This is a genomic window from Micromonospora sp. WMMD1155, from assembly GCF_029581275.1.
Classification (GTDB): Bacteria; Actinomycetota; Actinomycetes; order Mycobacteriales; family Micromonosporaceae; genus Micromonospora.
On record NZ_CP120742.1, the window covers coordinates 3053399 to 3077237 of the forward strand.

The following is a 23839-nucleotide window of genomic DNA, read 5'->3' on the forward strand; positions in this document are numbered from 1 at the left end:
GTATTTTCGAGCGGTGACGGACACCCCGAGAGGCGGCTTGCCGGTTCCGATCGTGCCCGGCCTGACCGATTTGCGGGTTTTTGCCCGTGGTGGTTACGCGACCGTCTACCAGGCCACCCAGATCTCGGTGGGTCGTGAGGTCGCCGTCAAGGTGGAGAACCGGACGCTGGACAGCGAGCGGGATCAGGCCCGCTTCCTGCGCGAGGCGCGGGCAGCCGGCCGGATGTCGTCGCACCCCCACGTGGTCGACCTCTTCGACGTCGGGGTCACCGTCGACCAGCACCCCTACCTGATCATGGAACTCTGCGACGGCTCGTACGCCGAACGGATGCGTACCTCACCGCTGGGCCCGGTGGAGGCCCGTGACCTCGGCATGAAGATCGCCGACGCGTTGGCGCACTCGCACGCGGCCGGGGTGCTGCACCGCGACGTCAAGCCGGCCAACATCCTCTACTCGCACTTCAACTCGGCGGTGCTCGCGGACTTCGGGCTGGCGGTGCTCGCCGAGCACCGCGACGCCTCGGTCACGCTGGAGGTGCTCACCCCGGCGTACGCGCCACCGGAGATGTTCAGCCACAGCCCGCCGTCACCGGCCGTCGACGTGTACGCGCTCTGCGCCACCCTCTACGCGGTGATGCACGGCCGGCCGCCCCGCTGGCAGTCCGAGCGCAACCCGAGCCTGGTGACCGTGCTGGAGATGTTCAACCAGCCGCTCCCCTCGCTGCCCGGGGTGCCGGACGAGCTGATCGAGGTCCTGCGCCTCGGCATGGCCAACGACCCCGCCGAGCGTCCCTCCGCCGTGGAGTTGCACGACCTCCTCGCGAACCTGCCCCTCGGGCCGCCGTCGGCACCCGTCAGCGGTGCCCCGGTCAGTGGCGGCGCGGCCCTCTCCGGCTCGTACGCGGTCACTCGGCCGGTGCCCCGCCCGGCGATCGAGGACACCCAGCAGGCGGTGCCCAGCGGTCGGCGCTGGCGGCGTTGGTTCCTCGGCGGCGCGGGCGTGCTCGCGCTCGCCGCCTCGGCCACCGCCGGGGCCTGGGTCGCCGACCGGGCGGCGGTGCCCACCCCGAGCCCGTCGGTCACCCAGGTCGCCGCACCGGCGACCGGCCCCCTGCCCGGCTGCGCCACCGGCTCCGGTGCGCCGACGGCCCTGCCCGAGGGCGCCCGCTGCCTGCCCGAGCTGGAGTGCTTCGGCCCGGTACGGATCCGCGGCAACCGCGCGGAGGCGGCCCGGCTGCCCTGCGCCGGCCGGCACACCTGGGAGACGTACGCCGAGGGCATCCTGCCGGTGTCGCTGGTCGGTGCCGACTACGACGAGGTGATCGCCGCCGCCCCGGTGCAGCAGGTGTGCAGTGCCGCGACGTTCCGGTTGACCACCGGGATCGCCGAGCCGAGCGGCTGGCACCTGGAGGTGCTACCGCCGGTCGACGGCAGCGTCGACCGGTCGTACCGGTGTCTGGCCGGTCGGGGCGTGGACGCGCTCGCCGCGCCCACGCTCACCGGCCGCCGCTGAGCCCGTTCGTTCCGCGTCGCCGGTCACGCACCGCACGCAACGCGTCCCGGCTGTCGAGGGCGTCGAGAGTGTCGGCGTCGATCCCGTAGGGCATCAACTCGGGCGGTCCGACGGCCGCCGAACGATCCACCGGCTCCGGAGCGTCGCCCTGCCGGGCGGCGGAGACGGCGACCCCGGCCACCATGATCAACAGGACGCAGAGTAGTGCCAGGGCCACGCCGAGGAGATCCTGGCGGCGCCAGATGACCAGCATGACCAGCGGCGCGAGAGCTCCCAGCGCCGCGAGCACCGCCACCGTCCGCGCATCGGGTCTGGGCAATCGGCTCACCCGTCCAGCATGTCGTGACGAGCCCGGCTGTCAACCGCAGAGCCGACCGCCGCGCCGATCGACATCGATCGGCCGGTCGGTCCGACATGGCCGCTCGGCGTCCACACGCAATGGACAAGAGCCGCTACTCTCGGTGTCCCGCAGGCTCTTCCAGCAGCGAGGTCGCTCATGAACTCAGGCAGGTCGCAGTCCCGGCTCCGCTCGGTCGCGTCGACGCTGGCCGTCGCCCTCACCCTCGTCCTGGCCGCCGCCGCCGGCTGTGACAGCCGGCAGGAGCCCGACCTGCCCTCGGTGCAGGAGAAGATGCGCGAGACGCACATCTACGGCCAGTCCAAGCTGCGCATCGGTGTCGCCACGAACGAACCGTTGATGGGCGACCTACGGAACGGCCTGCACGTCGGCTTCGACGTCGAGATCGCCAAGTACATCGCCGCCTCCCTGGGCTACGAGGGGGACCAACGGCTGGAGTTCGTGTCGGTGGCCACCGAGGACCGGATCCCCTCGCTCCAAGGGGGCACCGTCGACCTCGTGGTCTCCAGCTTCTCCATGACCGAGGAGCGGAAGAAGCTGGTCAGCTTCGCCGGGCCGTACTTCGTCACCACCCAGGAGGTGATGGTGCCGGTACGCCTCAAGGACAGCATCCGCACCATCGAGGATCTGCGCGACCCGGCCTACAAGGTCTGCACCAGCGGTGGCTCCACCACCGAGGCCGAGCTGGAGAAACACCAGGTCAAGACGTTCGTGGTGAAGGACGTCGGCGACTGCGTCGACGGCATCCGCAAGGGCCGCTACGACGCGGTCAGCTCCGACGAGTCGATCCTCGCCGGTTTCCTGGCCAGCTACCCGAAGGAATTCGAGATCGTGGACATGCCGTTCGGCACCAGCGAGTTGCTGGGCATCGGCGTGCCGATCGGGGATCCCGCGCTGCGGGACCTTGTCGCGTTCTTCCTGCAGAAGAGTTACGAACAGGGGCGCGACGGCGAGGCCAGTCCCTGGCAGACCGCGTACAACCGGACCCTGGGCCCGTGGTTGAAGGCCGAGAAACGCCAGCCGCAACCGTTGGAGGTGCCGAAGCTCGTCGACTTCGACGACAAGGCGCCCGCGAAGTGAGCGCGGCGACCACCGCCGCCGGCGACGGCCAGGTCCCACCGCCCCGCACATCCGTTCCGGACGACGACGCCGCGCCGACCACCGACGGTCCGGTGCCCGCGGCTGGTGGGGCGGCCCCCGTCGGGTGGCCGGCCGGTGTGCCGGTCGCCGAACCGGCCGAGCCGGTCGTCGCCGAGGTCGAGCCCGGGCGGGTCCGGTGGGACCCGGCCGAGCGGCGGGCCCGCGCCAGCCAGTCGTTCTGGACGGCCGTGGTGGGCGTACCGGCGATCTTCTCGGTGCTCCGCCTCGGTGTGGAGGCCGGCGGCGAACTCCAGACCACGCTGTTGCTGGTCGCGAACGTCGGGCCGGTCAACCTGCTCGCCGGTTTCCTGACCACGGCGGCCCGGCTGCTCTCGACCGGACTGGTCGCCGTGTTCGCGCTCGGCGCGGTGCTGGCCGTCAGCGCCGACCGGCTACCACCGGGCACCCGTCGTCGTCCGCTCTTCGCCCGCTGGGCCGACATCACCCCGGCCTGGGTGGTCCTGGCGAGCTTCCTGCTCGCCCTGATCACCTGGCCGCTGCTCTACCTTCCGTTGCTGTTGCCGGCGTTCGTGGCCGCGTTCCAACTCAGCCCCGCGCGCCTGCACGAGCGGGTGCTGCCCCGGCTGCTGATCATCGTCGCGCTGCTCGCCGGGTACGGCTGGCTGATGCTGCCCACGCTGCGCGACGCGATGCGTCAAGGCGACGAGTGGCTGGTGCTGGCGCTCATCGTGGTGCCTCCGCTGTTGGCCCTGATCATCGCCGGGCCCCTGCCGGGCGTGGTGATCCGGCCCCTGGCGTCGGTGACCGAGGTGGCGGTGCTGGCCACGCTGGTCTGGGCCGCGGTGCCGGTGATCAGCACGCCGGTGTTGCCGTTGACGGTCACCACCGTAGGTCCGGAGAGCGGCCCGACCGAGGACGTACGCGGGCACGTGGTCACCACCGACGACGTCAACATGGTGATCCTTCAGGAGCGGGGCGGGGTCCGGTACGTTCCGGTCGACCTGGTGCGCGCGCAGGTGCTCTGCCCGAGCGAGGAGGAGCTGCCCCGGCACCAGCTGCGCATCCACGACTTCCACGTCGAGGACTCCCTGCTGGAGGGCATGGGCCGACGGGTCCGCCCGGTCCACCGCATCGACGCCGCCTGCCGCACCGCGCCCTGACCACACCGACGTCGACGGCTCAGTAGGACTTCTCCTGGCCCAGCACGTGCTGGGCCACGAAGTTGAGGATCATCTCCCGACTGACCGGGGCGATTCGACCGGCCCGTACCGCGCCGAGCAGTGTCGCCACCCCGTACTCGGTGGTCATGCCGGCCCCGCCGAGCACCTGGACTGCGGTGTCCACGGCGAGCGCGGCGGCCTCCCCGGCCGCGTACTTGGCCATGTTGCCGGACACCCCGGCCTCCAGGTCGCGGCCCGCGTCGTAGAGGGTGGCCGCCTTCTGGATCATGAGGCGGGCCAGCTCCACCTGCACCGCGGCATGGGCGAGCGGGTGTGACACGCCCTGGTGGGAGCCGATGCTCCGGCCACCCCAGACCTTCCGGGTGGCGGTGTACTCGCCGGCCCGTTCGATGGCGTACCGGCCGGTGCCGGCACCCATCGCCGCCACCGTGATCCGCTCCGGGTTGAGCCCGGCGAAGAGCGCCGGCAGCCCGGCGTCCAGCGACTCACCGAGCAGCGCGTCGGCAGGCACCCGCACGTCGTCCAGGTAGAGCAGGAACTGGTTCTCCGGGGACACGATCTCCATGTCCAGCTTGGACCTGGTCAACCCGGCCACGTCGGTGGGCACCAGGAAGAGCGCCGGCTTCAGTCTCTGCTGAGACGTGTCCCCTGAGCCGGCTGGGCCGTCACCGACGGCGACGCGGGCCACCACCAGCACGTGACCGGCCTCGTCGACACCGGAGATGTAGCACTTGCGGCCGTTGAGCAGCCAACCGTCACCGTCGCGGCGGGCGACAGTGCCGAGCCGGTGGAAGTTGGAACCGGCCTCCGGCTCGGTGATCGCGAACACGATTTTCTGAGAGCCGTCCGCGAGACCGGGCAGGTGCCGTTTGCGCTGCTCCTCGGTGCCGTGCCGGGTCAGCACCGTCGCCGCGATGGCGGGGGAGACCACCAGCAGCAGCAGCGGGCAGCCGGCCGCCGCCAGCTCCTCGCAGACGATCGCCAGCTCGGTGATGCCGCCGCCCCCACCGCCGTACTCGGTGGGGATGTTGACCCCCAGGTAGCCGAGCCGGCCGGCCTCGGCCCAGAGTTCGGTGGTGTGCTCGCCGGCCTTCGCCTTCTCGACGAAGTAACCGTGGCCGTAGCGGCGGCCCAACGCCCGCACGGCGTCGCGTAGCTGGTCCTGCTCGGGGGTGAGGTCGAAGGTCATCGGGGGTCCTCCTCGGTGGTGACCACAGCCAGCACGGCGCCCGTCCGGACCTGACCGCCGACGGGCACCGGAAGCTCGGCGACGACACCGTCGGTCGGGGCGAGCACGGGATGTTCCAGCTTCATCGCTTCCAGCGTGAGCAGTGGTTCGCCGGCCGCGACCCGCTGGCCGACCTGGACGTGCACCCGGGTCACCGCGCCGGGCAGCGGCGCGAGCAGCGACCCGGCCGCCACCTCCGCGGTGGGCGGTGGGAGGCGCGGCAGCTCGGTCAGGCTCGCCGCCCCGTCCGGGCCGTCCACGAAGACCGTCGACCCCACGAGGTGTACGCGGTACGGGCGCCGAACCCCGTCGACGTCGAGCACCACCCGATCCGCTGTCGCCTCGACGAGTGCCACAGTGGCGTCGGCGGCCGACGGGTCGGTGGACCATTCGGCGAGGCCGCCCGTCCGGTCCAGCCGGTAGCGGACCTCGATCTCGCCGTCCGGCCCGCCGAACCGGATGACCTGCGGGACTGCCGGCACGTTGCGCCACCCTGACGGCAGCCCGCCGAGCACCCCGGACGCGGCGCGACGGCCGGCGGCCGAGGCGAGCGCCGCCGCGAGGGCGGTGACCGGGAGCTGGTCGGCGGGGAGCAGCGGCGCGAAGACCTCCGGGTGCCGGTCGAGGAAGCCGGTGTCGATCTCGCCGGCCGCGAACTCGGGGCTGCGCAGCACCCGGACCAGCAGATCGCGGTTGGTGGCCACCCCGTGCAGCTCGGCCCGGGCCAGCGCGCCCGCCAACGCCCGGGCAGCCTCCGACCGGGTCGGTGCCACGGCGATCACCTTGGCGAGCAGCGAGTCGTAGTGCACGCCCACCACCGAGCCGGCCGCCACACCGGAGTCGAGCCGCAGGCCCGCCCGTTGGAACCAGCCGAACTCGCGAAGCACCCCGGGCACGTCGAAGCGGTGCAGGGTGCCGGTGGCCGGTCGCCAACCCTGCGCCGGCTCCTCGGCGCACAGCCGCACCTCGATCGCGTAGCCGCGGTTGGCGGGGTAGTGGTGGTGTGCGGGCAGCGGCTCGCCCTCGGCCACCAGCAACTGCATCCGGACCAGGTCCAGCCCGCCCGGGGTGACCAGTTCGGTGACCGGGTGCTCCACCTGGAGCCGGGTGTTCATCTCGAGGAAGAAGAACTCGCCGCTCGGTGCCAGCAGGAACTCGATGGTGCCGGCCCCCACGTAGCCGACCGCCAGTCCGGCCGCCATGGCCGTCTCGTACAGCCGGTCATGCAGCCCCGGTGGGAGGTCCCCCGGTGCCTCCTCGATGATCTTCTGGTGTCGGCGTTGGATCGAACACTCCCGGGCGCCGAGCACGTTCACCGTTCCGTGCGTGTCGCCGAAGATCTGCACCTCGACGTGTCGGCCGCGTTCGACGTACCGCTCGATGAAGACCGTGCCGTCGCCGAACGCCGCAGCCGCCTCGCGGCGCGCGGACGCGACGGCCTCGGCCAGCTCCTCGGCGTCCCGGACGATCCGCATGCCCCGCCCACCGCCACCGGCGGACGCCTTCACCAACACCGGGAAGTCGGTGACCTCGTCGACGTCGGTCCAGCTCGGCAGCATCGGCACGCCCGCGTCGGCCAGCAGCGACTTCGCGGCCAGCTTGTCGCCCATCGCGGCGATCACCTTGGCCGGTGGACCGACCCAGGTCAGCCCGGCATCGGTCACCGCCGCCGCGAACTCGGCGTTCTCGGCGAGGAACCCGTAACCGGGGTGGACCGCGTCCGCGCCGGCGCGCCGGGCCGCGTCCAGGATCAGGTCGACCCGCAGGTACGTCTCGGCCGGAGTGTGCCCGGGCAGCCGGACCGCCAGATCGGCCTCGGCGACGAACGGTGCCGACGCGTCCGCGTCCGAGTGCACGGCGACCGTCTCCACACCCAGCGCCCGACAGGTGGCGAAGACCCGACGCGCGATCTCCCCCCGGTTGGCGACGAGCAAGCGTTCGATCATCGATTGACCCCTCACATCCGGAAGATGCCGTAGCCGTCGGCACCCTTGACGGGTCCGCTGTGGATCGCCGAGAGGCAGAGCCCGAGGACGGTCCGGGTGTCCCTGGGGTCGATCACCCCGTCGTCGTAGAGCCGGCCGGACAGGAACAACGCGCCGGACTGCGACTCGATCTGCTGCTCGACCATCATCCGCATCGCCGCGTCGGACTCCTCGTCGTAGTCGCGCCCCCGGGCGGCGGCCGCCTGCCGGGCCACGATGGAGAGCACCCCGGCGAGCTGCGCCGGGCCCATCACCGCCGACTTCGCGTTCGGCCAGGTGAACAGGAACCTCGGCTCGTACGCGCGGCCACACATGCCGTAGTTGCCGGCCCCGTACGAGGCGCCCAGGTTGACCGTCAGGTGGGGCACCGTCGAGTTGGACACCGCATTGATCATCAGCGCGCCGTGTTTGATGATGCCGCGCTGCTCGTACTCGGTGCCGACCATGTAGCCGGTGGTGTTCTGCAGGAAGATCAACGGAGTGTCGGAGGCGTTCGCGAGCTGGATGAACTGGGCCGCCTTCTGCGCCTCCTCGCTGAACAGCACCCCTCGGGCGTTGGCCAGCACGCCCACCGGGTAGCCGTGCAGCTCGCCCCAGCCGGTGACCAACGCGCCCCCGTACGCCGGTTTGAACTCGTCGAACTCACTGCCGTCGAGGATCCGGGCCAGCACCTCACGCGGGTCGAACGGCACCTTCAGATCGGCGCTGGTGATGCCGAGCAGCTCCTCCGGGTCGTACTTCGGCGGCTGCGGCACCGCCGTACGCGGCGACGGACCCTGCTTGCGCCAGTTCAGTCGGCGTACGCACTGCCGGGCCAGCCGGATGCCGTCCCGCTCGTCCTCGGCGAGATGGTCGGCCAGCCCGGACGTGCCGGCGTGCATCTCCGCGCCACCCAACGACTCGTCGTCGGTGACCTCGCCGGTCGCCATCCTCACCAGCGGCGGTCCGGCCAGGTAGACCTGCGACCGGTCCCGAATCATGATCACGTGATCGGACATCCCCGGCACGTACGCGCCACCGGCCGTGGCGTTGCCGAAGACCACGCTGACCGTGGGAATACCCGCCGCCGAGAGCCGGGTCAGGTCACGGAACACCCGGCCACCGGGGATGAAGATCTCCGCCTGGGTGGGCAGGTCCGCCCCGGCCGACTCGACCAGGTTGACCATCGGTAGCCGGTTGGCCAGCGCGATCTCACCGGCCCGCCGGGTCTTCGCGAGCGACCACGGGTTGACCGCGCCGCCGCGTACCGTCGGGTCGTTCGCGACGATCAGGCACTCGACCCCCTCGACCACCCCGATCCCGGTGACCACGCTGGCCCCGACCGGGAAGTCCGTGCCGAACGCGGCGACCGGCGACAACTCCAGGAACGGGCTGTCCGCGTCCACCAACAACTCGATGCGTTCCCGGGGCAGCAACTTGCCGCGTGCGTGGTGCCGGGACACGTACTTCTCGCCGCCGCCCGCCCGAGCCTGGTCCAGCGCGGCATCCAGTTCGGCCAACCGCTCCGACAGGGCAGCCCGGTTCGCCGCGTACCCGGGCGCCGTCGGGTCGATCGCGCTGTCCAGGATGCTCATAGGCCCATGCCCTTCGCGATGATCTCGTTCATGATCTCGGTGGTGCCGCCGCCGATGCCGAGGATCCGCGAGTCGCGGTAGTGCCGCTCCACCTCCGCGTCGCGCAGGTAACCGAAGCCGCCGTGCAGTTGCAACGCCTGGTCGACGACGTAGTCGCAGGCCGCCACCGCCACGTTCTTCGCCATCGCCACCTCGGTCACCACCGGCTCGCCGACGGCGACCCGGTTGGCCACCTCGTGCACGTACGACCGGGCGGCCTCGGCCCGCGTGTGCATCTCGGCCAACCGGTGTCGGATCAACTGCCGGCTGGCCAGTGGACGCCCGAAGGTCTCCCGGTCCCGGCACCAGCGCACCGCCAGCTCGACGCAGCGCTGCGCGGTCGCGTACGCCTGGGTGGCCAGCGACAACCGCTCCGCGGCGAAGTGCTGCATGATCGCCAGGAAGCCGGTGTTCTCCGCCCCGATCCGGTTCGTCACCGGCACCCGGACGTCGACGAACGACAGCTCGGCCGTGTCCGAGCAGTGCCAGCCCAACTTCTCCAACCGGCGTCCCACGGTGAACCCGGGCAGCCCCTTGTCGATGACCAGCAGGGTCAGCTCGCCGCTGCCGGGAAAGTCGGTGCAGACCGCGGTGGTCACGAAGTCGGCCCGGTGCCCGCTGGTGATGTACGTCTTCGACCCGTTCACCACGTAGTGGTCGCCGTCCCGGCGGGCCGTGGTGCGGATGCCGGCCACGTCGGAACCGCCGTCCGGTTCGGTGATCGCCAGCGCGCCGATCATCGTGCCGGCCAGGGTCGGCCGGACGTACCGCTCGATCAGGCCGTCGTCACCCGGGGACGTGGTGCCGCCGAGCCGGCCGCCCAGCGACCCTCCGGTGTGAGCGCCGGCCGCCGCGACCATGTGCGGCAACGCGATGCCGTGCGTGAACAGGGCCGCCACCAGCCCGGACGAGCCACCCGAGCGGATCAGCTCCTCGGTCACGATGATCGAGTCGAGCAGGTCACCGCCACTGCCGCCGACCGACTCGGGGAAGCCGATGCCGAGCAGTCCGAGCTTCGCGGCGGTGGCGTGCAGCGCCCGGGGCACCTCACCGGCCCGCTCCCAGTCGTCCAGGTGCGGCACCACCTCGCGGGTCACGAAGGCCCGGGTCAGCTCCCGCAGCTGCCGCCGCTCCGGCGTGTCCACGATGCTCATCGGGCCACCCCGGTGGTCGCGGTCGCTGCGGTCGGCCCGGTCGGCACGTCGGCCGGTAGGTCGACGATCCGGGCGCGCAGCAGCTCCCCCAGCGCCTTGGCCTGCGGATCGAACCGGGTGGACGCGGCCACTCCCGCACCGAGCAGGCCCTCGATCACGAAGTTGACCGCGCGCAGGTTCGGCAACTCGTAGCGCCGCACCGACAGCGGCGCGGTCTCCGGCAGCAGCTCGGCCAGGCGCGCCACGGTCAACCAGCCGCGCAGCCACGCGTACGCGGCGTCGTTGCGCGCCCAGACGCCCAGGTTGGCATCCCCGCCCTTGTCCCCGGAGCGCGCGCCCACCAGCTCGCCGAGGACCCCCCGCCGGGTCGGGCCGTCGGCCGTCACGTCCCCGCCCGCTGTCGTCTCGTCCTCCGTCGTGGGAGCGGTACGGCTCGGCGGGGCGATCGACATGCGCTCGCCGCCGGGCAGCACCGCGACGTGAGCCACCGCCTCCTGTGGCACCTCGTCGGCGGTGAAGACGCCGTACGGTGTCGCGTCGCCGGGCAGTGTGGTCAGCGTGCAGCCCGGGTACGAGGCCAGGGCCAGCTCCACCGCGGCGGCCGAGAAGGCCCGCCCGGCTCGCGCCTTGTCGCCGTGGCGCAGGTGTACGTGCAGCAGAGCGCTGGCCGACTCGGTGTCGGCGGCGTCCGGATGGTCGGTCCGGGCCAGCGTGAACTCCAAACCGTCCGCGCCGACCGCCTCCTCGACCTGCCCGCGTACCAGCGCCGCCTTCGCCTCGACGTCGAGGCCGCAGAGGACGAACGTCATCGAGTTGCGGAAGCCGCCGAGGTTGTTCACGCCCACCTTCAGGGTGGGCGGCGGCGGGGTGCCCCGGACGCCGGAGACCCGGACCCGATCCGGCCCGTCCGGGCTCAGCGCCACCGTGTCCAGTCGGGTGACCACGTCCGGCCCCAGGTACGCGGGCCCGCCGATCTCGTAGAGCAGTTGCGCGGTGACCGTCTCCACGGTGACCGCGCCACCGGTGCCGGCATGCTTGGTGAGCACCGTCGAGCCGTCGGCGTGCACCTCGGCGACCGGGAACCCGGGCCGGTGCCCGCCGTCGGGCAGTTCGGTGAAGAAGCTGAAGTTCCCTCCGGTTACCTGCGCGCCGCATTCGAGGAGGTGCCCCGCGACTGTCGCCCCGGCCAACCGGTCGAGATCGTCGCGGCTCCACCCGTACCGGGCGATGGCCGGGCCGACCACCAGCGACGCGTCGGTGACCCGGCCGGTGACCACCACGTCCGCGCCGCCGTCGAGGCAGGCGGCGATGCCGAACGCGCCGAGGTAGGCGTTGGCGCTCAACGCGTCCGGTCGTTGGATCGTGTCGCCCTCGACGTACCCCACCTTCGCGGGCAGGCCCAGCCGGGTGGCGAGGGCGTCGACGGCGGCGGCCAGGCCGGCCGGGTTCAACCCGCCGGCATTGGTCACGATCCGCACCCCACGGTCCAGGGCGGTGCCGAGGCAGGTCTCCAGTTGGCGCAGGAACGTCTTCGCGTAGCCCAGATCGGGGTCGCGCAGCCGGTCCCGGGCGAGAATCAGCATGGTCAACTCGGCCAGGTAGTCACCGGTCAGCACGTCCAGTTCGCCGCCGTCGAGCATCTCCTGCCAGGCGGTGAACCGATCGCCGTAGAAGCCCGAGGCGTTGCCGATGCGGATCACGCTCGTACCCCGTCTCCGCCGGCCGGCTCACGGCCGACGCCCGGCGGCCCGGCGAACGCTTGTGCCACGTCGAGCCACTCGTCGGCGACCGGGCCGGTGGCGACCAGGGCGAGGTCCGCGCGGTGTCGGCGCTGGGTCACCAGCAGGCAGAAATCCCGAGCCGGGCCGGCCAACCGGTCGGCGGCGTCCGCCGGGCCCCAACTCCACGTGTCGCCGCCGGGCCCGACCAACTCGACCCGGACCGGCGTCGTCGGTGCCGTCCGGCCGTGGGCGGCGAAGCCGTGCCCGAGGGTACGCACACCGAGGTGCGCGACGTGCCGGAGCCGGTCGCTGTCGGGGCGGACGACGCCGAGTGCGTCCGCCACGTCCGCACCGTGTGCCCAGGTCTCCATGATCCGCGCGGTGGCCATCGAGGTGGCCGACATCCGGGTGCCGTACCAGGGCAGCTTCTCACCGGCCGGGACGGCGACCAGTGCGTCGGCCAGCGCCGCCCGACCCTTGCGCCAGCGGTCGAGCAGTTCCACCGGCGGGGCGAGGAATTCCTCGGCGCCCGCGTCGACGAGGCGCGTCGCGTCCGGAGCGGTCGTCACCGTCGCGTAGAACGCCTCGGCATCGGTGGCGGCCAGCAGCGCCACGTTGTCGGTCCAGGCCAGGTGGGCGATCTGGTGGGCGACGCTCCAGCCGGGCGCGGGGGTGGGCCGGGCCCAGTCGGCGACCGGCAGCGGAGCCACCAGGGCGTCCAGTTGGGCGGACTCGGCGGCCAGATCCGCGAGCAGGTCGGTGAGGTCGACCATGGTGCCTCCGGTCGGTGGTGGCCGGTGCGGCCGGCGGTCAGGGCGTGAGCAGGGTGGCGAGCTGGCGCTTCCAGGTCGCCAACAGGGCGGTACGACGGGCGGAGTCGTCGTTGAGCAGGTTCGCCACTCCGAGCCCGCGCAGCAGGTCGAGGGTGGCCTGCACGGCCTCGCGGACGCCGGGTCGACGTTCGTCGACGCCGAGCAGGGCGACGGTGAGTCGGTGCATCTCCCGGCCGACCGTCGCCTCCAGCGGCACCAGGGCGTCCCGGAGTTCCCGGTCGGTGCGGGCGGCGACCCAGAGTTCGAGAGCGGCCACGAACAGCGGCCCGGTGAACGCCGCGCCGAGCAGGTCGATCACCCGGTCGAGGCGCTGTGGACCGGCCGGCATCGCCTCGGCCTCGGTGCGCAACTCGGCGGCCCGCCGCTCGGCGAGATGCGCGACGGCGGCCGTCACCAGCGCGGCCTTCGTCGGGTAGTGGTGTAGCTGGGCACCCCGCGAGACACCGGCCCGGGCGGCGACGACAGTCGTCGTGGTGCCGGACCAACCGTGCTCGATCAGGCAGTCGACTGTCGCCTCCAGCAACCGGGCCTGGGTGGCGCGGCTGCGTTCCTGCTGAGGGACTCGCGTCGATGTGGGAGACACGCGAACAGCCTGCTGGCAAAGAAACAAACAGTCAAGACTGACTTTTTCTAGCCCTAGCTGTCGATGGGTCAAACTCGCGGTCGGTCGGCGGTCGGCGGTCGGCGGTCGGCGGTCGGCGGTGGGCGGTCGGCGGTCGGCGGTGGGCGGTCAGGGTGGGTGAGTGAGTGAGTGAGTGGGCGACGGTGTGTCGGCTCGCTTTGGAGCTGATAACACAAACGAGTCACCTGCCGGTCGATTGGCCGGCAAGCTAATGGCCCGGGGCCGGTCGATCGCTTCCGGCGGCCACATGCGCCGATCGCTTCCGGCGGCCACATGCGCCGATCGCTTCTGCTGATGGCTACCTGCGGTCTCCTCCGCTGGCCGCTTGCGCCGATGTCGTAAACGATTCAGCTCCAAAGGCACGCTGCCCCAGGTCGCCAGCACTGCTGAGGTCGGTGTCGCGGGGATCGGGGACAGCCGGGGCGCGGAGAGCCGGGGCGCGGAGAGTCGGGGCGCGGAGAGTCGGGGCGCGGATAGTCGGGGCGCGGAGAGCCGGGGCGCGGAGAGCCGGCGCGAGTGCAGCCGCGGGTCAGCGACCGTCCCGGGGGCCGAAGACGGCCAGCGCGTCGGCGTCGCTGTGCTGGGAGCGCAGGTACTCGTCGGCCCAGGCCGCCGCGTCCGGGAAGGTCGACTCCGCCGCCACCCGGGCGCACGCCGCGTCAACGTCGAAGGCGGTGCGACGCAGCTGGACGCCCGGCCCGAGCAGTGCCCACCACGCGCCCGCGCCCCCGTACGGCATGCCGATGCTTCCCGGGTTGACCACCAGGCGTCGGTCCACCAGTCGGGTGAAGGGCATGTGCGTGTGGCCGCAGACCACAGTCGTGATCTCGGCCGGGAGGTCGGCGAACACCTCGGCCCAGCGCGGCATCCGGGAGTCGACGAGCACCACCTCCTCGTCGTCCCGAGGGGTGGCGTGACAGAACAACGTCGGCCCGAGCCCGTCGACCGCGAACGTCGCCGTCGCGGGCACTGTCGCGAGACGAGCCACCTGGTCGTCGCGGAGTTGCCCGGCGGCCCAGTTCGACACCTCGATCGACGCGGGCTTCCCGGCTCGTGCCTCGACCAGTTCGCGGTCGGCGTTGCCGCCCACCCAGCAGGCGCGGTCACCCAGGTCGGCGAGCACGTCCAGCACCTCGACCGGCTGCGGGCCGGCCGCGATGTCGCCGGTCAACACGATCAGATCGGCGGCGGCGACGTCCGGTTCGGCGAGCACGGCCTCCAGCGCGGGGAGTACGCCGTGGATGTCGGAGAGCACCGCAACCCTGTTCACCATGGCCCCCACCCTGACCGCTCCGGCCACGCCGAACCAGTCTTTCTGCGCCCGGCAGACGAACCGTCCCCGCCTACCGTCGGTGACGGGAGACGGGGACGGGACGTATCAGGTCAGACGCGGGCGCGACGGGCCAGGCGCTCCGGGTCCAGGATGATGATGCTCTTGCCGTCCAGCCGAAGCCACCCGCGTGAGGCGAAGTCGGCCAGCGCCTTGTTGACCGTCTCCCGGGAGGCGCCGACGAGCTGGGCGATCTCCTCCTGGGTGAGGTCGTGGGTCACCCGCAGGACGCCGCCGTCGCGAGTGCCGAACCGGCCGGCCATCTGGAGCAGGTTCTTGGCGACCCGACCCGGCACGTCCGTGAAGATCAGGTCGGCGAGCGAGTCGTTGGTCCGACGCAGCCTCCGGGCGAGCACCCGGAGCAACTGCTCGGCGATCTCCGGACGGTTGTTCAGCCACGGCCGCAGTGCCTGCTTACGCAGCCGCACCAGGCGGGTGTCAGTCACCGCGGTAGCGGTCGCCGTACGCGGACCAGGGTCGAAGAGCGACAGCTCACCCACCATGTCCGACGGCCCCATCACCGCGATCAGGTTCTGCCGGCCATCCGCCGCGCGGCGACCGACCTTGATCTTCCCGGACAGCAGGATATAGAGACTGTCGCCGGGCTCGCCCTCATTGAAGACGATCTCGCCCTTGCGGACCTCGATCGTCTCCATCTCCTTGGCGAGCGCCTCGGCAGCTTCCGGGTCGACACCCTGGAAGATCCCGCTGCGGGCCAGTACCTCATCCATCGCGCACCTCCGGTTGCGCGTGCCGTCCGTCGGCCCGGGGTCGCCGTCCGCTGATCCCCTCGCGCGCCGCCAAGTCTAGGCGCACATGAGCATGAATCAGAGGTCGCCCCTGGAATCTTGATCGGTGGGCGTAACCTGCCCGACGTGCTGAGCGAGCCGACTCTGACCAGCCGCGCCGAGGACGGGCGGGACATCCCACTGCTCTTCTGGCGCGCCGCCGCACCCCTGCGGACCGTCAGCAGCGGTCCGCTGGGCGGTGGCATCGGGGTCCGGCGCTGGGTGCTGAACGCGACCGTACCCATGTCGTACGACCGTGGTGACCCCGCCGCGCACCTGGCGGCGCTCGCCGCCGACCTGGCCCTCGACGGACCCGGGGTCGGCCTGCTCACCGGGGTGCACGTCGGCGAGGTGGTCGCGCGAACCGACACCGGGGTCCGGGCCTGGGCGACGGTCGGGCTCGGCACGCCGGTGCCCGCGGCCGCGCCCACGCCGGCCGGGCTCGCCCAGCGGGTCGGCACGGTCAACATCGTGGTGTACGTGCCGGCCCGGCTCGCCGACTCGGCGCTCGTCAACGCGGTGGCCACCGCGACCGAGGCGAAGACCCAGGCGATCAGCGAGCTGGGACTCCTCGGGACCGGCACCCCGACCGACGCGGTCACCGTGCTCTGCCCGGTGGACGGCCCGGAGGCCGCGTACGGGGGGCCGCGCTCCAGTTGGGGTGCCCCGCTGGCCCGAGCGGTGCACGCGGCGGTGCTCGCCGGAGGCTCTCGGGCGGTAGTGCCCTGGTCAGAGCAGCTCAGCGACTGAAGATTCGGCCGATCGGCTGTCGTCGGCGCGTTCATGGCCCGGTAGGGTCGCGGGCGATGTATGCTCCCGCTCCCCTCGCGTCCTCCCGCCCGCGTCGCCGCGTCGCTCTCGGCCTCGCCGCGCTCCTGGCCGCCCTGCTGGTCGCCGGCTGCTCCGACACGGGTGGGGAGGCTCCGGTCTGGCAGCCCGGTGCCGGCGGCGGTGGCACCGGCGCTCCGGTGGCCACCGCCGAACCGGGCGCCACCGGGTCCGCGCCCTCCGGTGCGGGCGGCACGATCTCGCTCTCCGCCACCGGCGACATCATCATGGGCAACGCGCCGAGCCGACTGCCTGCCGGCGGCGGGAAGGGCTTCTTCACCTCGGTCACCGAGGCGCTCAAGGCCGACCTGGTGATGGGCAACCTGGAGGAGCCGTTGACGGTGGACACCGGCACCGGCAAGTGCGGGGCCGACTCCACCCGTTGCTTCCAGTTCCGCGCCCCGCCGGAGTACGCCGCGCACCTCCGCGACGCCGGATTCGACGTGCTCAACCAGGCCAACAACCACGGGTACGACTACGGGCCGAAGGGCTACCAGAACACCCAGAAGGCGTTGGAGAAGTACGACCTGAAGCACACCGGCGCCCCGGACCAGATCACCGTCGTCGACGTCAAGGGCGTGAAGGTGGCGATCGCCGGCTTCTCGTCGTACGTCTGGTCCAACAGCCTGGTCGACATCGCCAAGGCGAAGACGGTCGTCGCCAAGGCCGCCACCATGGCTGACCTGGTCGTGGTGCAGGTGCACATGGGCGGTGAGGGAGCGGAGAAGACCCGGGTGAAGCCGGGCACCGAGATGTTCCTGGGCGAGAACCGGGGCGACCCGGTCAAGTTCTCCCACGCCATGATCGACGCCGGCGCCGACCTGATCGTCGGGCACGGGCCGCACGTGCTGCGCGGGATGGAGTTCTACCAGGGCCGTCTGATCGCGTACAGCCTGGGCAACTTCGCCGGCGGCGGGAACTCCCTGAACAACGACGGACGCCTCGGTTGGGGCGGGGTGCTGAAGGTCTCGCTGAAGCCGGACGGCAGTTGGGCCGGCGGCTCGTTCACCTCGACGTACATGAACGACGCCGGCAAGCCGACGATGGACTCGAACAGACGGGGCCTGGGCCTGGTCACCGAGTTGAGCCGTACGGACTTCCCGAAGGGCGGCGCCCGGTTCGACGGGCAGGGCAAGATCTCACCGCCGACCGCCGGTTGACCCCGTCGGGAACGTCCGGGGCGCGACGTAGGCTGACCGTCGTGACCAGTAGTCCTCCCGCCGCCAGCGAGACCGACCTCGGGCGCACACGTCGTGCCCGCAAGATCGGCCGGGTGCTGACCGAGACACACCCCGACGCACACTGTGAGCTGGACCACTCCAGCCCCCTGGAGTTGGCCGTCGCCACCATCCTCTCCGCGCAGTGCACGGACAAGAAGGTCAACGAGGTCACCCCCAAGCTCTTCGCCCGCTACCCGAGCGCCGCCGCCTACGCCGGCGCGGACCGGGGCGAGATGGAGGAGCTGATCCGGCCCACCGGCTTCTACCGCAACAAGACCGACTCGTTGCTCAAACTCGGTCAGGCCCTCGTCGACAGGTACGACGGGCAGGTCCCCGGTCGGCTCGTCGACCTGGTGACGTTGCCCGGCATCGGCCGCAAGACCGCCAACGTCATCCTCGGCAACGCCTTCGACGTCCCGGGCATCACCGTCGACACGCACTTCCAGCGGCTGGTGCACAGGTGGCGGCTGACCACCGAGACCGACCCGGTGAAGATCGAGCACGCGGTCGGGGCGCTGTACCCCAAGCGCGACTGGACCATGCTGTCGCACCGGATCATCTTCCACGGGCGACGGGTCTGCCACGCCCGCAAGCCGGCCTGTGGGGCGTGCACGCTCGCGAAGCTCTGCCCCTCGTACGGCACCGGGCCGACCGAGCCGGCCGCCGCCGCCAAGCTGCTCAAGGGTCCCCGGGCACGCGACCTCGCGGTGGCCGCCGGGGTCGACCCGAATCTGGTGCCCGCCCAGGCGGTCGCCGCGGAGGTGCCGTGAATCGCCGCCTCGCCCTGCTCGTCGTGCCGCTGCTGCTGGCCGCCGCGGGCTGCACCAGCGGCCCCGCCGACGAGCAGCCGGCCCCCCGACCCGCCGCCGCCGAGCGACCGTCACCGTTTCGGGACTGCGCCACGCTGGGCACGGCGCCCACGGCCGCGACCCCCGGCTCCGGCACGGCGGGCCCCGGTTCCGGCACGGCGACCCCTGGCACGTCCGGCTCCGGCACGGCGGCCCCCGGCTCCGGGGCGCAGGCGCTGCCGGAGCTGACGCTGTCCTGCTTCACCGGCGGGGCTCCGATCGCGCTGCGGTCCGTCGCCGGGCCGGCGGTGATCAACGTCTGGGCGTCCTGGTGTCCGCCGTGCCGCAAGGAGCTACCCGCCTTCCAGCGGCTCAGCGAGCGGGCCGCCGGTCGGCTCCAGGTCGTCGGGGTCAACAGCCGGGACAGCCGCAGCGGCGCGCAGTCCATCGGTGAGGACTTCGGCGTCCGGTTCCCGATCCTGGTGGACCAGGGCGAGGCGCTGCAGCGGGAGTTGCAGCGCAACGCCATCCCGCTGACCCTCTTCGTCGACGCCGACGGCCGGATCCGGCACGTCGACGCCACCGGCGCGCTCGACGACGCCCAGCTCGTCAAGCTGGTCCGCCAGCACCTCGGCCTGACGGTGCCGGCGTGACCCGTCGACCACCGGAATGGATCGACCCGCTGCTGACCCGGCTGGGCACCGCCCGCGCCGAGGACTTCACCCGGTTGACCACCCCGGCCGAGGGTGGCCGGGAGAGCGCCGTGCTGGTGCTGCTCGGTGAGCAGCCCGACACCGGGCCCGACGTGCTGGTCCTGCAACGGGCCGCCACCCTGCGTACCCACGCCGGCCAGCCGGCCTTTCCGGGCGGTGCGGCCGACCCGGAGGACGCCGACGTGCGCGCCACCGCGCTGCGTGAGGCGAACGAGGAGGTCGGCCTCGACCCGAGCAGCGTGACGGTGCTCGCCGAGCTGCCGAAACTGTGGATCCCGGTCAGCGACTTCGTGGTCACCCCGGTGCTGGCCTGGTGGCACGACCCGCACCCGGTGTACCCCTGCGAGCCGGCCGAGGTGGCTCACGTCGCCCGGTTGCCGGTCAGCGAGCTGGTCGACCCGGCCAACCGGATGCGGGTCCGCCACCCGAGCGGCTGGATCGGCCCGGCGTTCTCGGCACGCGGGATGCTCGTCTGGGGCTTCACCGCCGGGGTGCTGGCCACCCTGTTGGAGATGGGCGGTTGGGCGCGTCCGTGGCCGCGGGACCGGGTGGTCGACCTGCCGCCCAGCGGGGCCACCCCGGCGCCGTCGGCGGGCACCGACCAGGCTGACGAGACAGCCCTACGTTGACCGCGCGGTCACCTTCGGCAAGCGATGGTCATCTGGCGGGCGCACTGCCCGTACGCTTGACCCGTGTCCGTCGTGGATCTCGTCCTGCTGCTGCTCATGCTCGTGTTCGCGATCAGCGGATACCGCCAGGGTTTCGTCATCGGCATCACCTCGCTGTCCGGCTTCTTCCTCGGTCTGCTGCTGGGCCTCCAGCTCGGGCCGCTGTTCGCCAGACAGTTCGTGGACGCCGGCACCCGTGTGCTGATCTCGCTCGTGGCGATCTTCGGGCTGGCCGTGGTCGGGCAGGCGCTCGCCGGATGGCTCGGCTCGCACCTGCGTAAGACGATCACCAGCGACGTGGGCAAGCGGATCGACGACGTGGGTGGGGCACTGGTCTCGTTGCTCGCCGTGCTGCTGCTCGCCTGGCTGGTCGCGGTGCCGCTCGGCTCGTCCTCGGTGCCCTGGCTCGCCGCGTCGGTACGCAACAGCGCGTTGATCACCGTGGTCAACCGGATCGTGCCGGAACAGGCCCACCGGTTGTCCACCGCGCTGGAGGACACCGTCGACACGGACGGCTTCCCGGACGTCTTCGGTGACCTCGCGCCCACCCGGGCCCGGCAGGTCGACCCGCCCGACCCGGCGCTGGCCGGCTCGCAGGTGGTGGTCAACGGTCAGCGGTCGGTCGTGAAGGTGCTCGGCTCCGCGCCCGGCTGTTCGCGTCGCATCGAGGGCTCCGGCTTCGTGTACGCCGACGACCGGGTGATGACGAACGCGCACGTCGTGGCCGGCACCCGCTCGGTCGCCGTGGAGTTGGGCGGTGAACGGTACGACGGCAAGGTGGTGGTCTACGACCCGGACCGGGACCTGGCCGTGCTGCTGGTGCCCGGGCTGCCCGGCCCGTCCCTGCGGTTCGCCGCCGGCAACGCCGGCAGTGGCTCGGACGCGATCGTGCTGGGTTTCCCGCTGGACGGCCCCTACAACGCGCAGTCAGCGCGGATCCGCGACGTCGACAAGATCAAGGGGCCGGACATCTACTCCTCCGGCGACGTCACGCGGGAGATCTACACCATCCGAGCGCTGGTGCGCAGCGGCAACTCCGGCGGTCCGTTGCTGTCCGCCAACGGCCTCGTGCTCGGCGTGATCTTCGCGGCTGCTGCCGACGACCCGAACACCGGTTTCGCGGTGACCGCGGCCGAGGCGCGCCCGGTGGCGTTGGCCGGCGCCGAACGCAACCGGCAGGTGGCCACCGGCGAGTGCACCTGAGCGCCGCGCGGGTCAACGCCCGGCCGGCACCGCCGGTCGACGCCCGGTCGGCAGCGTCGCCCGGCCCCACCGCAGCCCTCGGTCCAGCACGGCACGAGCCATGATCGCCACACAGGTGCCGCCGTTGAGGAAGGACGCCACGACGTCGCTCGGGTGGTGCATCCCCCGGTACATCCGGGTCAGCGCCACCCCGAGCGGCACCATCAGCAGCAACGTCCACCAGGCGACCTTCGCCCCTGTGCTGCGCGCCCGCAGCGCCATCAGCACGGCGATACCGACGTAGAGCGCCACCGCCGCCGAGGTGTGCCCGGACGGGAAGCTCGACGTGGGTGGCGAGACGTCCATGTGCTCCACCGCCGGCCGCCGCCGGTCGATCGCCAGCGTGGTCAGCAGGAACACCAGGGCCTGGGCGGTCACCGCCGCGCACAGGAACAGCGGCTCCCGCCAGCGCTTCAGCCAGAGCCGTAGCACCAGCGCCACCAACACGGTGACCACGACGATCATCTGGGTGCTGGCCAGCGTGCTGAACACCAGCGAGACGTCGTTCCAGCCGTCGGTACGGTCGGCTGCCAACTCCCGGTTCACCGCGTCCTCCACGGTGAACGGCCAGGTCCGGGCGAACACCCGGGTGACCAACACCCCGAGCAGCACCATGAGGCCGAGGAGAAGGGACACCGGCAGCAGAACCCGCCGGACGATCAGGACCACGGTGTCGGACATGGGTCGGCCAGTACCCGGCCGACGTCGACGGCACGCCTCAGGCCGCTCCGGGGTGCCGCTCGACCTCGGGGGCCACGCCGTCGCGGGTGGGCCGGACCGGCTGGAGGCCCTGGTGCGCCCGCCAACTGGTGAACGCGGCGGTGGTCGCCGCCACCACCGCCACGCCGAGCAGCCAGCCACCCAGCACGTCGCTGGTGAAGTGCACGCCGAGCGCCACCCGGCTCAGCCCGGTGAGCACGGTGAGCAGCACCGCCGCGACCCAGAGCGCGACCCGCGCCGCCCCCCGCCGCGCGTACGGCAGGAGCACCAGCAGCAGCACCCCCGCCGCCAGGGTGGCGTTCAGCGCGTGCCCCGAGGGGAAGGAGTAGCCGGCGGCCCGTGCCACCGGATCCAGCAACTCCGGCCGGTCGCGACCGACGAGCAGTTTGAGCAGCGGGCCGACCAAGCCGCCGACGACCATGGTGGTGGTCGCCCAGAGGGCCAGCCGGCGAGCCCTCCGGCGCAGCAGCCAGACCACCAGGAGCAGGGCGACGGCGCGCAGCGGCATCGGCGCGAACACCTCGGTCCAGATCCGCATCAGCACGACCCAGCCCGGGTGGTCCTGGGCGTAGCCGTGCAGGGCGTCGGTCACCGTCGTGTCCAGCCGGTGCAGCGGCGCCCACGCACCGAGGACCAGCAGCGTGAGCAGCGCGAAGGGCACCAGCACCAGGAACGCCGCCACCGAGGCCAGGGTCAGCCGCAGCCCCAGAGCATGGTCCGGGTCGAGTCGGCGGTGCCGCCAGGACGACTGGTCGGCGGGGGCGATAGTTGGCGGCGGCTGCGTACTCATCCGTCGGTTCTACCCGACCGGGCGGACGGTCAGACCTCCCGGTCGCTCGCGGTCAGCGAGCGCGGTGCCGGAACCGGCGGATCATCAGGGCGGCGCTGCCGAGCAGGGCGACGAGGAGCACGAGACCGACCCACAGTCGCTCCGGCGCGGACGGATCCTGGCCGCCGGCGGCCCGGGCCGTCCACCGGGTCTGCTGGTGGGGCGCGGTGAGGCCGAGCGGATCGCTGCCGGCACCGGCCACCGGGTCGTCGTCGGCCGAGCCGGGCGCCGGACCGAAACCGGTCACACCAGGCGACGTGTGGTCGTCCAGCGGGTTGACGGTCACCGGCGGCACCTCGGCGGTCAGCGCGGCCACCGGGTCGACCACGCCGTACCCGAAGCGGTCGTCCCGCCCGGTCGGCCCGATGTCCCGGGCGGTGGCCAGTAACCGGTTGACCACCTCACCGGCGGGCATCTGCGGATAGCGGGACCGCACCAGCGCGGCGGTGGCCGTCACCAGTGGTGCGGCGAAGCTCGTGCCCTGCACCCGCCAGTACCCGTCGGGGGACTTCGCGCCGACCAGCCCGCTGGCGGGAGCGGTGAGCACCGTCGCCCGCCCGGTGATCGAACCGGACCACAGGTTGTCGCTGCCGCGTTCGAGGCCGGCGACCGCGACCACGCCCGGCTCTCGGGCCGGGTACCAGACCTTGGTGCTGGTGGAGGTGGCCAGGTTGCCGGTGCAGGCGATCACGACCACGTCCCGGACGAACGCGTAGTCCAGGGCCGCGGCCAGGGCCGGGCTGTCGCCGCTGCCGCCCAGGGACAGGTTGATCACGCGGGCGCCGTTGTCGACCGCCCAGCGGACCCCCTGGGCGACGATCAACGCGTCGTCGTAGCGGTTCTGCTCGTCGAGCACCCGGACCGGGAGGATCCGGGCGTCCGGGGCCAGGCCGACGACACCTCGTTTGTCGTCCTTGCGCCCGGCGATCAGGCCGGCGACCGTCGTGCCGTGGCCCACCGGATCCGGACCCGCCCCGCCGCCGGGGCCGACCAGATCCTTGCCGGGCAGCACCTGGCCGACCAGGTCGGGATGGTTGCCGTCCACTCCGGAGTCCACCACGGCGACTGTCACACCCCGACCCGTCGAGGTGCGCCACGCCGTCTCGGCCCGCAACTCGTCGAGCTGCCACTGCTCGTCGCGCACATGGTCGGTGCGGGCGACGGCATCGCCAGGAGCGAACGCCACCGGCCCGCCGGCGAGCTGGCCCCCCTCGGTGGGAGCGGCGACGGGCACCGCCGCCACGGTCGGGGCCACGACAGCGAACGCCGCGGCGACACCGAGCAGCGCCCGGACGAACGCCCGGCGCGCCGCTGACGGACCGCAGTGCCGAACCCCAGTCACATTCCCAGCCATTCATCCCGACGGAACCATGACGATCGGAGATTACCGGTTTCCCCACCTGT

General features: G+C 72.4%; 22 protein-coding genes. 9 read left to right on the forward strand and 13 right to left on the reverse strand.

Features of this window, described 5'->3' with window-relative positions; all coding sequences use genetic code 11:
* Positions 1-13 precede the first annotated feature (13 nt).
* Entirely contained in the window at positions 14-1513 is a 1500-nt protein-coding gene (locus O7617_RS13890; RefSeq protein ID WP_282263979.1) for a serine/threonine-protein kinase, read from the forward strand.
* On the opposite strand, the gene O7617_RS13895 is transcribed toward O7617_RS13890, so the two are convergent.
* Positions 1497-1832 carry a hypothetical protein gene (locus tag O7617_RS13895; protein WP_282263980.1) on the reverse strand — a complete coding sequence of 112 codons (336 nt, stop codon included), beginning with the start codon at positions 1830-1832 and terminating at the stop codon, positions 1497-1499. The genes O7617_RS13890 and O7617_RS13895 overlap by 17 nt on opposite strands.
* 177 nt (positions 1833-2009) lie before the next feature.
* Here O7617_RS13895 and O7617_RS13900 point away from each other — a divergent pair, with 177 nt between their 5' ends.
* A complete protein-coding gene (locus tag O7617_RS13900; RefSeq protein ID WP_282263981.1) occupies positions 2010-2951 on the forward strand; it encodes a transporter substrate-binding domain-containing protein in 942 nt (313 codons plus the stop codon).
* On the forward strand, positions 2948-4132 hold the full coding sequence (locus tag O7617_RS13905) for a hypothetical protein (protein WP_282263983.1): 1185 nt from the start codon (positions 2948-2950) through the stop codon (positions 4130-4132). Before O7617_RS13900 ends, O7617_RS13905 begins: the two co-directional genes overlap by 4 nt.
* A 19-nt stretch (positions 4133-4151) precedes the next feature.
* Here the strand turns inward: O7617_RS13905 and O7617_RS13910 are convergent, their stop codons facing one another.
* The 9 genes from O7617_RS13910 to O7617_RS13950 form a co-directional block, all read right to left on the reverse strand.
* Positions 4152-5342, reverse strand: a complete 1191-nt coding sequence (locus tag O7617_RS13910; protein ID WP_282263985.1) for an acyl-CoA dehydrogenase — start codon at positions 5340-5342, stop codon at positions 4152-4154.
* Complete coding sequence (locus tag O7617_RS13915) at positions 5339-7327, reverse strand: biotin carboxylase N-terminal domain-containing protein (RefSeq protein ID WP_282263986.1); 1989 nt, start codon at positions 7325-7327, stop codon at positions 5339-5341. Before O7617_RS13915 ends, O7617_RS13910 begins: the two co-directional genes overlap by 4 nt.
* 11 nt (positions 7328-7338) lie before the next feature.
* The gene (locus O7617_RS13920; RefSeq protein WP_282263987.1) at positions 7339-8940 is read right to left on the reverse strand and encodes a carboxyl transferase domain-containing protein; all 1602 of its coding nucleotides are present in this window, start codon (positions 8938-8940) and stop codon (positions 7339-7341) included.
* Complete coding sequence (locus tag O7617_RS13925; RefSeq protein WP_282263988.1) at positions 8937-10133, reverse strand: acyl-CoA dehydrogenase family protein; 1197 nt, start codon at positions 10131-10133, stop codon at positions 8937-8939. Before O7617_RS13925 ends, O7617_RS13920 begins: the two co-directional genes overlap by 4 nt.
* Entirely contained in the window at positions 10130-11833 is a 1704-nt protein-coding gene (locus O7617_RS13930) for an acyclic terpene utilization AtuA family protein (protein WP_282263989.1), read from the reverse strand. The genes O7617_RS13925 and O7617_RS13930 overlap by 4 nt, the downstream gene beginning before the upstream one ends.
* Positions 11830-12627, reverse strand: coding sequence for a TIGR03084 family metal-binding protein (locus O7617_RS13935; RefSeq protein ID WP_282263990.1), 798 nt, complete (start codon positions 12625-12627; stop codon positions 11830-11832). The genes O7617_RS13930 and O7617_RS13935 overlap by 4 nt, the downstream gene beginning before the upstream one ends.
* Before the next feature lie 37 nt (positions 12628-12664).
* Positions 12665-13270: a TetR/AcrR family transcriptional regulator gene (locus tag O7617_RS13940; protein WP_282263992.1), complete on the reverse strand. Its 606-nt coding sequence runs from the start codon at positions 13268-13270 to the stop codon at positions 12665-12667.
* Between the two features lie 568 nt (positions 13271-13838).
* Positions 13839-14582, reverse strand: coding sequence for a metallophosphoesterase family protein (locus O7617_RS13945; protein ID WP_282263993.1), 744 nt, complete (start codon positions 14580-14582; stop codon positions 13839-13841).
* Between the two features lie 110 nt (positions 14583-14692).
* Complete coding sequence (locus O7617_RS13950; protein WP_007466162.1) at positions 14693-15370, reverse strand: Crp/Fnr family transcriptional regulator; 678 nt, start codon at positions 15368-15370, stop codon at positions 14693-14695.
* A gap of 144 nt (positions 15371-15514) precedes the next feature.
* On the opposite strand from O7617_RS13950, the gene O7617_RS13955 reads away from it, so the two are divergent.
* The 6 genes from O7617_RS13955 to O7617_RS13980 all read left to right on the forward strand — a co-directional run bounded on the left by O7617_RS13955 (position 15515) and on the right by O7617_RS13980 (position 20847).
* Positions 15515-16177: an adenosylcobinamide amidohydrolase gene (locus tag O7617_RS13955; RefSeq protein ID WP_282263995.1), complete on the forward strand. Its 663-nt coding sequence runs from the start codon at positions 15515-15517 to the stop codon at positions 16175-16177.
* Positions 16178-16233: 56 nt separating this feature from the next.
* The gene (locus tag O7617_RS13960; protein WP_282263997.1) at positions 16234-17415 is read left to right on the forward strand and encodes a CapA family protein; all 1182 of its coding nucleotides are present in this window, start codon (positions 16234-16236) and stop codon (positions 17413-17415) included.
* Between the two features lie 41 nt (positions 17416-17456).
* The gene (nth, locus tag O7617_RS13965) at positions 17457-18245 is read left to right on the forward strand and encodes an endonuclease III (protein ID WP_348774177.1); all 789 of its coding nucleotides are present in this window, start codon (positions 17457-17459) and stop codon (positions 18243-18245) included.
* Positions 18242-18916: a TlpA disulfide reductase family protein gene (locus tag O7617_RS13970; RefSeq protein ID WP_282263999.1), complete on the forward strand. Its 675-nt coding sequence runs from the start codon at positions 18242-18244 to the stop codon at positions 18914-18916. Before nth ends, O7617_RS13970 begins: the two co-directional genes overlap by 4 nt.
* Positions 18913-19605 carry a CoA pyrophosphatase gene (locus O7617_RS13975; protein ID WP_282264000.1) on the forward strand — a complete coding sequence of 231 codons (693 nt, stop codon included), beginning with the start codon at positions 18913-18915 and terminating at the stop codon, positions 19603-19605. The genes O7617_RS13970 and O7617_RS13975 overlap by 4 nt, the downstream gene beginning before the upstream one ends.
* Before the next feature lie 63 nt (positions 19606-19668).
* Positions 19669-20847, forward strand: a complete 1179-nt coding sequence (locus O7617_RS13980; RefSeq protein WP_282264001.1) for a MarP family serine protease — start codon at positions 19669-19671, stop codon at positions 20845-20847.
* 12 nt (positions 20848-20859) lie between these two features.
* On the opposite strand, the gene O7617_RS13985 is transcribed toward O7617_RS13980, so the two are convergent.
* From O7617_RS13985 to mycP, 3 genes are read right to left on the reverse strand one after another with little or no spacing between them, the layout of a single operon-like run.
* Positions 20860-21567, reverse strand: a complete 708-nt coding sequence (locus tag O7617_RS13985) for a phosphatase PAP2 family protein (RefSeq protein ID WP_282264003.1) — start codon at positions 21565-21567, stop codon at positions 20860-20862.
* Between the two features lie 37 nt (positions 21568-21604).
* On the reverse strand, positions 21605-22396 hold the full coding sequence (locus O7617_RS13990; RefSeq protein ID WP_282264005.1) for a phosphatase PAP2 family protein: 792 nt from the start codon (positions 22394-22396) through the stop codon (positions 21605-21607).
* A 52-nt stretch (positions 22397-22448) separates the two neighbouring features.
* Positions 22449-23789: a type VII secretion-associated serine protease mycosin gene (gene mycP / locus O7617_RS13995; protein WP_282264006.1), complete on the reverse strand. Its 1341-nt coding sequence runs from the start codon at positions 23787-23789 to the stop codon at positions 22449-22451.
* Positions 23790-23839 lie beyond the last annotated feature (50 nt).

Bases quoted from the DNA above. Each gene is read 5' to 3' on its own strand.
- O7617_RS13945 (WP_282263993.1), bottom strand. From the start codon at position 14,582: ATGGTGAACAGGGTTGCGGTGCTCTCCGACATCCACGGCGTACTCCCC.
- O7617_RS13920 (WP_282263987.1), bottom strand. From the start codon at position 8,940: ATGAGCATCCTGGACAGCGCGATCGACCCGACGGCGCCCGGGTACGCG.
- O7617_RS13915 (WP_282263986.1), bottom strand. From the start codon at position 7,327: ATGATCGAACGCTTGCTCGTCGCCAACCGGGGGGAGATCGCGCGTCGG.
- O7617_RS13900 (WP_282263981.1), top strand. From the start codon at position 2,010: ATGAACTCAGGCAGGTCGCAGTCCCGGCTCCGCTCGGTCGCGTCGACG.
- mycP (WP_282264006.1), bottom strand. From the start codon at position 23,789: ATGGCTGGGAATGTGACTGGGGTTCGGCACTGCGGTCCGTCAGCGGCG.
- O7617_RS13910 (WP_282263985.1), bottom strand. From the start codon at position 5,342: ATGACCTTCGACCTCACCCCCGAGCAGGACCAGCTACGCGACGCCGTG.
- O7617_RS13935 (WP_282263990.1), bottom strand. From the start codon at position 12,627: ATGGTCGACCTCACCGACCTGCTCGCGGATCTGGCCGCCGAGTCCGCC.
- O7617_RS13950 (WP_007466162.1), bottom strand. From the start codon at position 15,370: ATGGATGAGGTACTGGCCCGCAGCGGGATCTTCCAGGGTGTCGACCCG.
- O7617_RS13990 (WP_282264005.1), bottom strand. From the start codon at position 22,396: ATGAGTACGCAGCCGCCGCCAACTATCGCCCCCGCCGACCAGTCGTCC.
- O7617_RS13985 (WP_282264003.1), bottom strand. From the start codon at position 21,567: ATGTCCGACACCGTGGTCCTGATCGTCCGGCGGGTTCTGCTGCCGGTG.
- O7617_RS13960 (WP_282263997.1), top strand. From the start codon at position 16,234: ATGTATGCTCCCGCTCCCCTCGCGTCCTCCCGCCCGCGTCGCCGCGTC.
- O7617_RS13925 (WP_282263988.1), bottom strand. From the start codon at position 10,133: ATGAGCATCGTGGACACGCCGGAGCGGCGGCAGCTGCGGGAGCTGACC.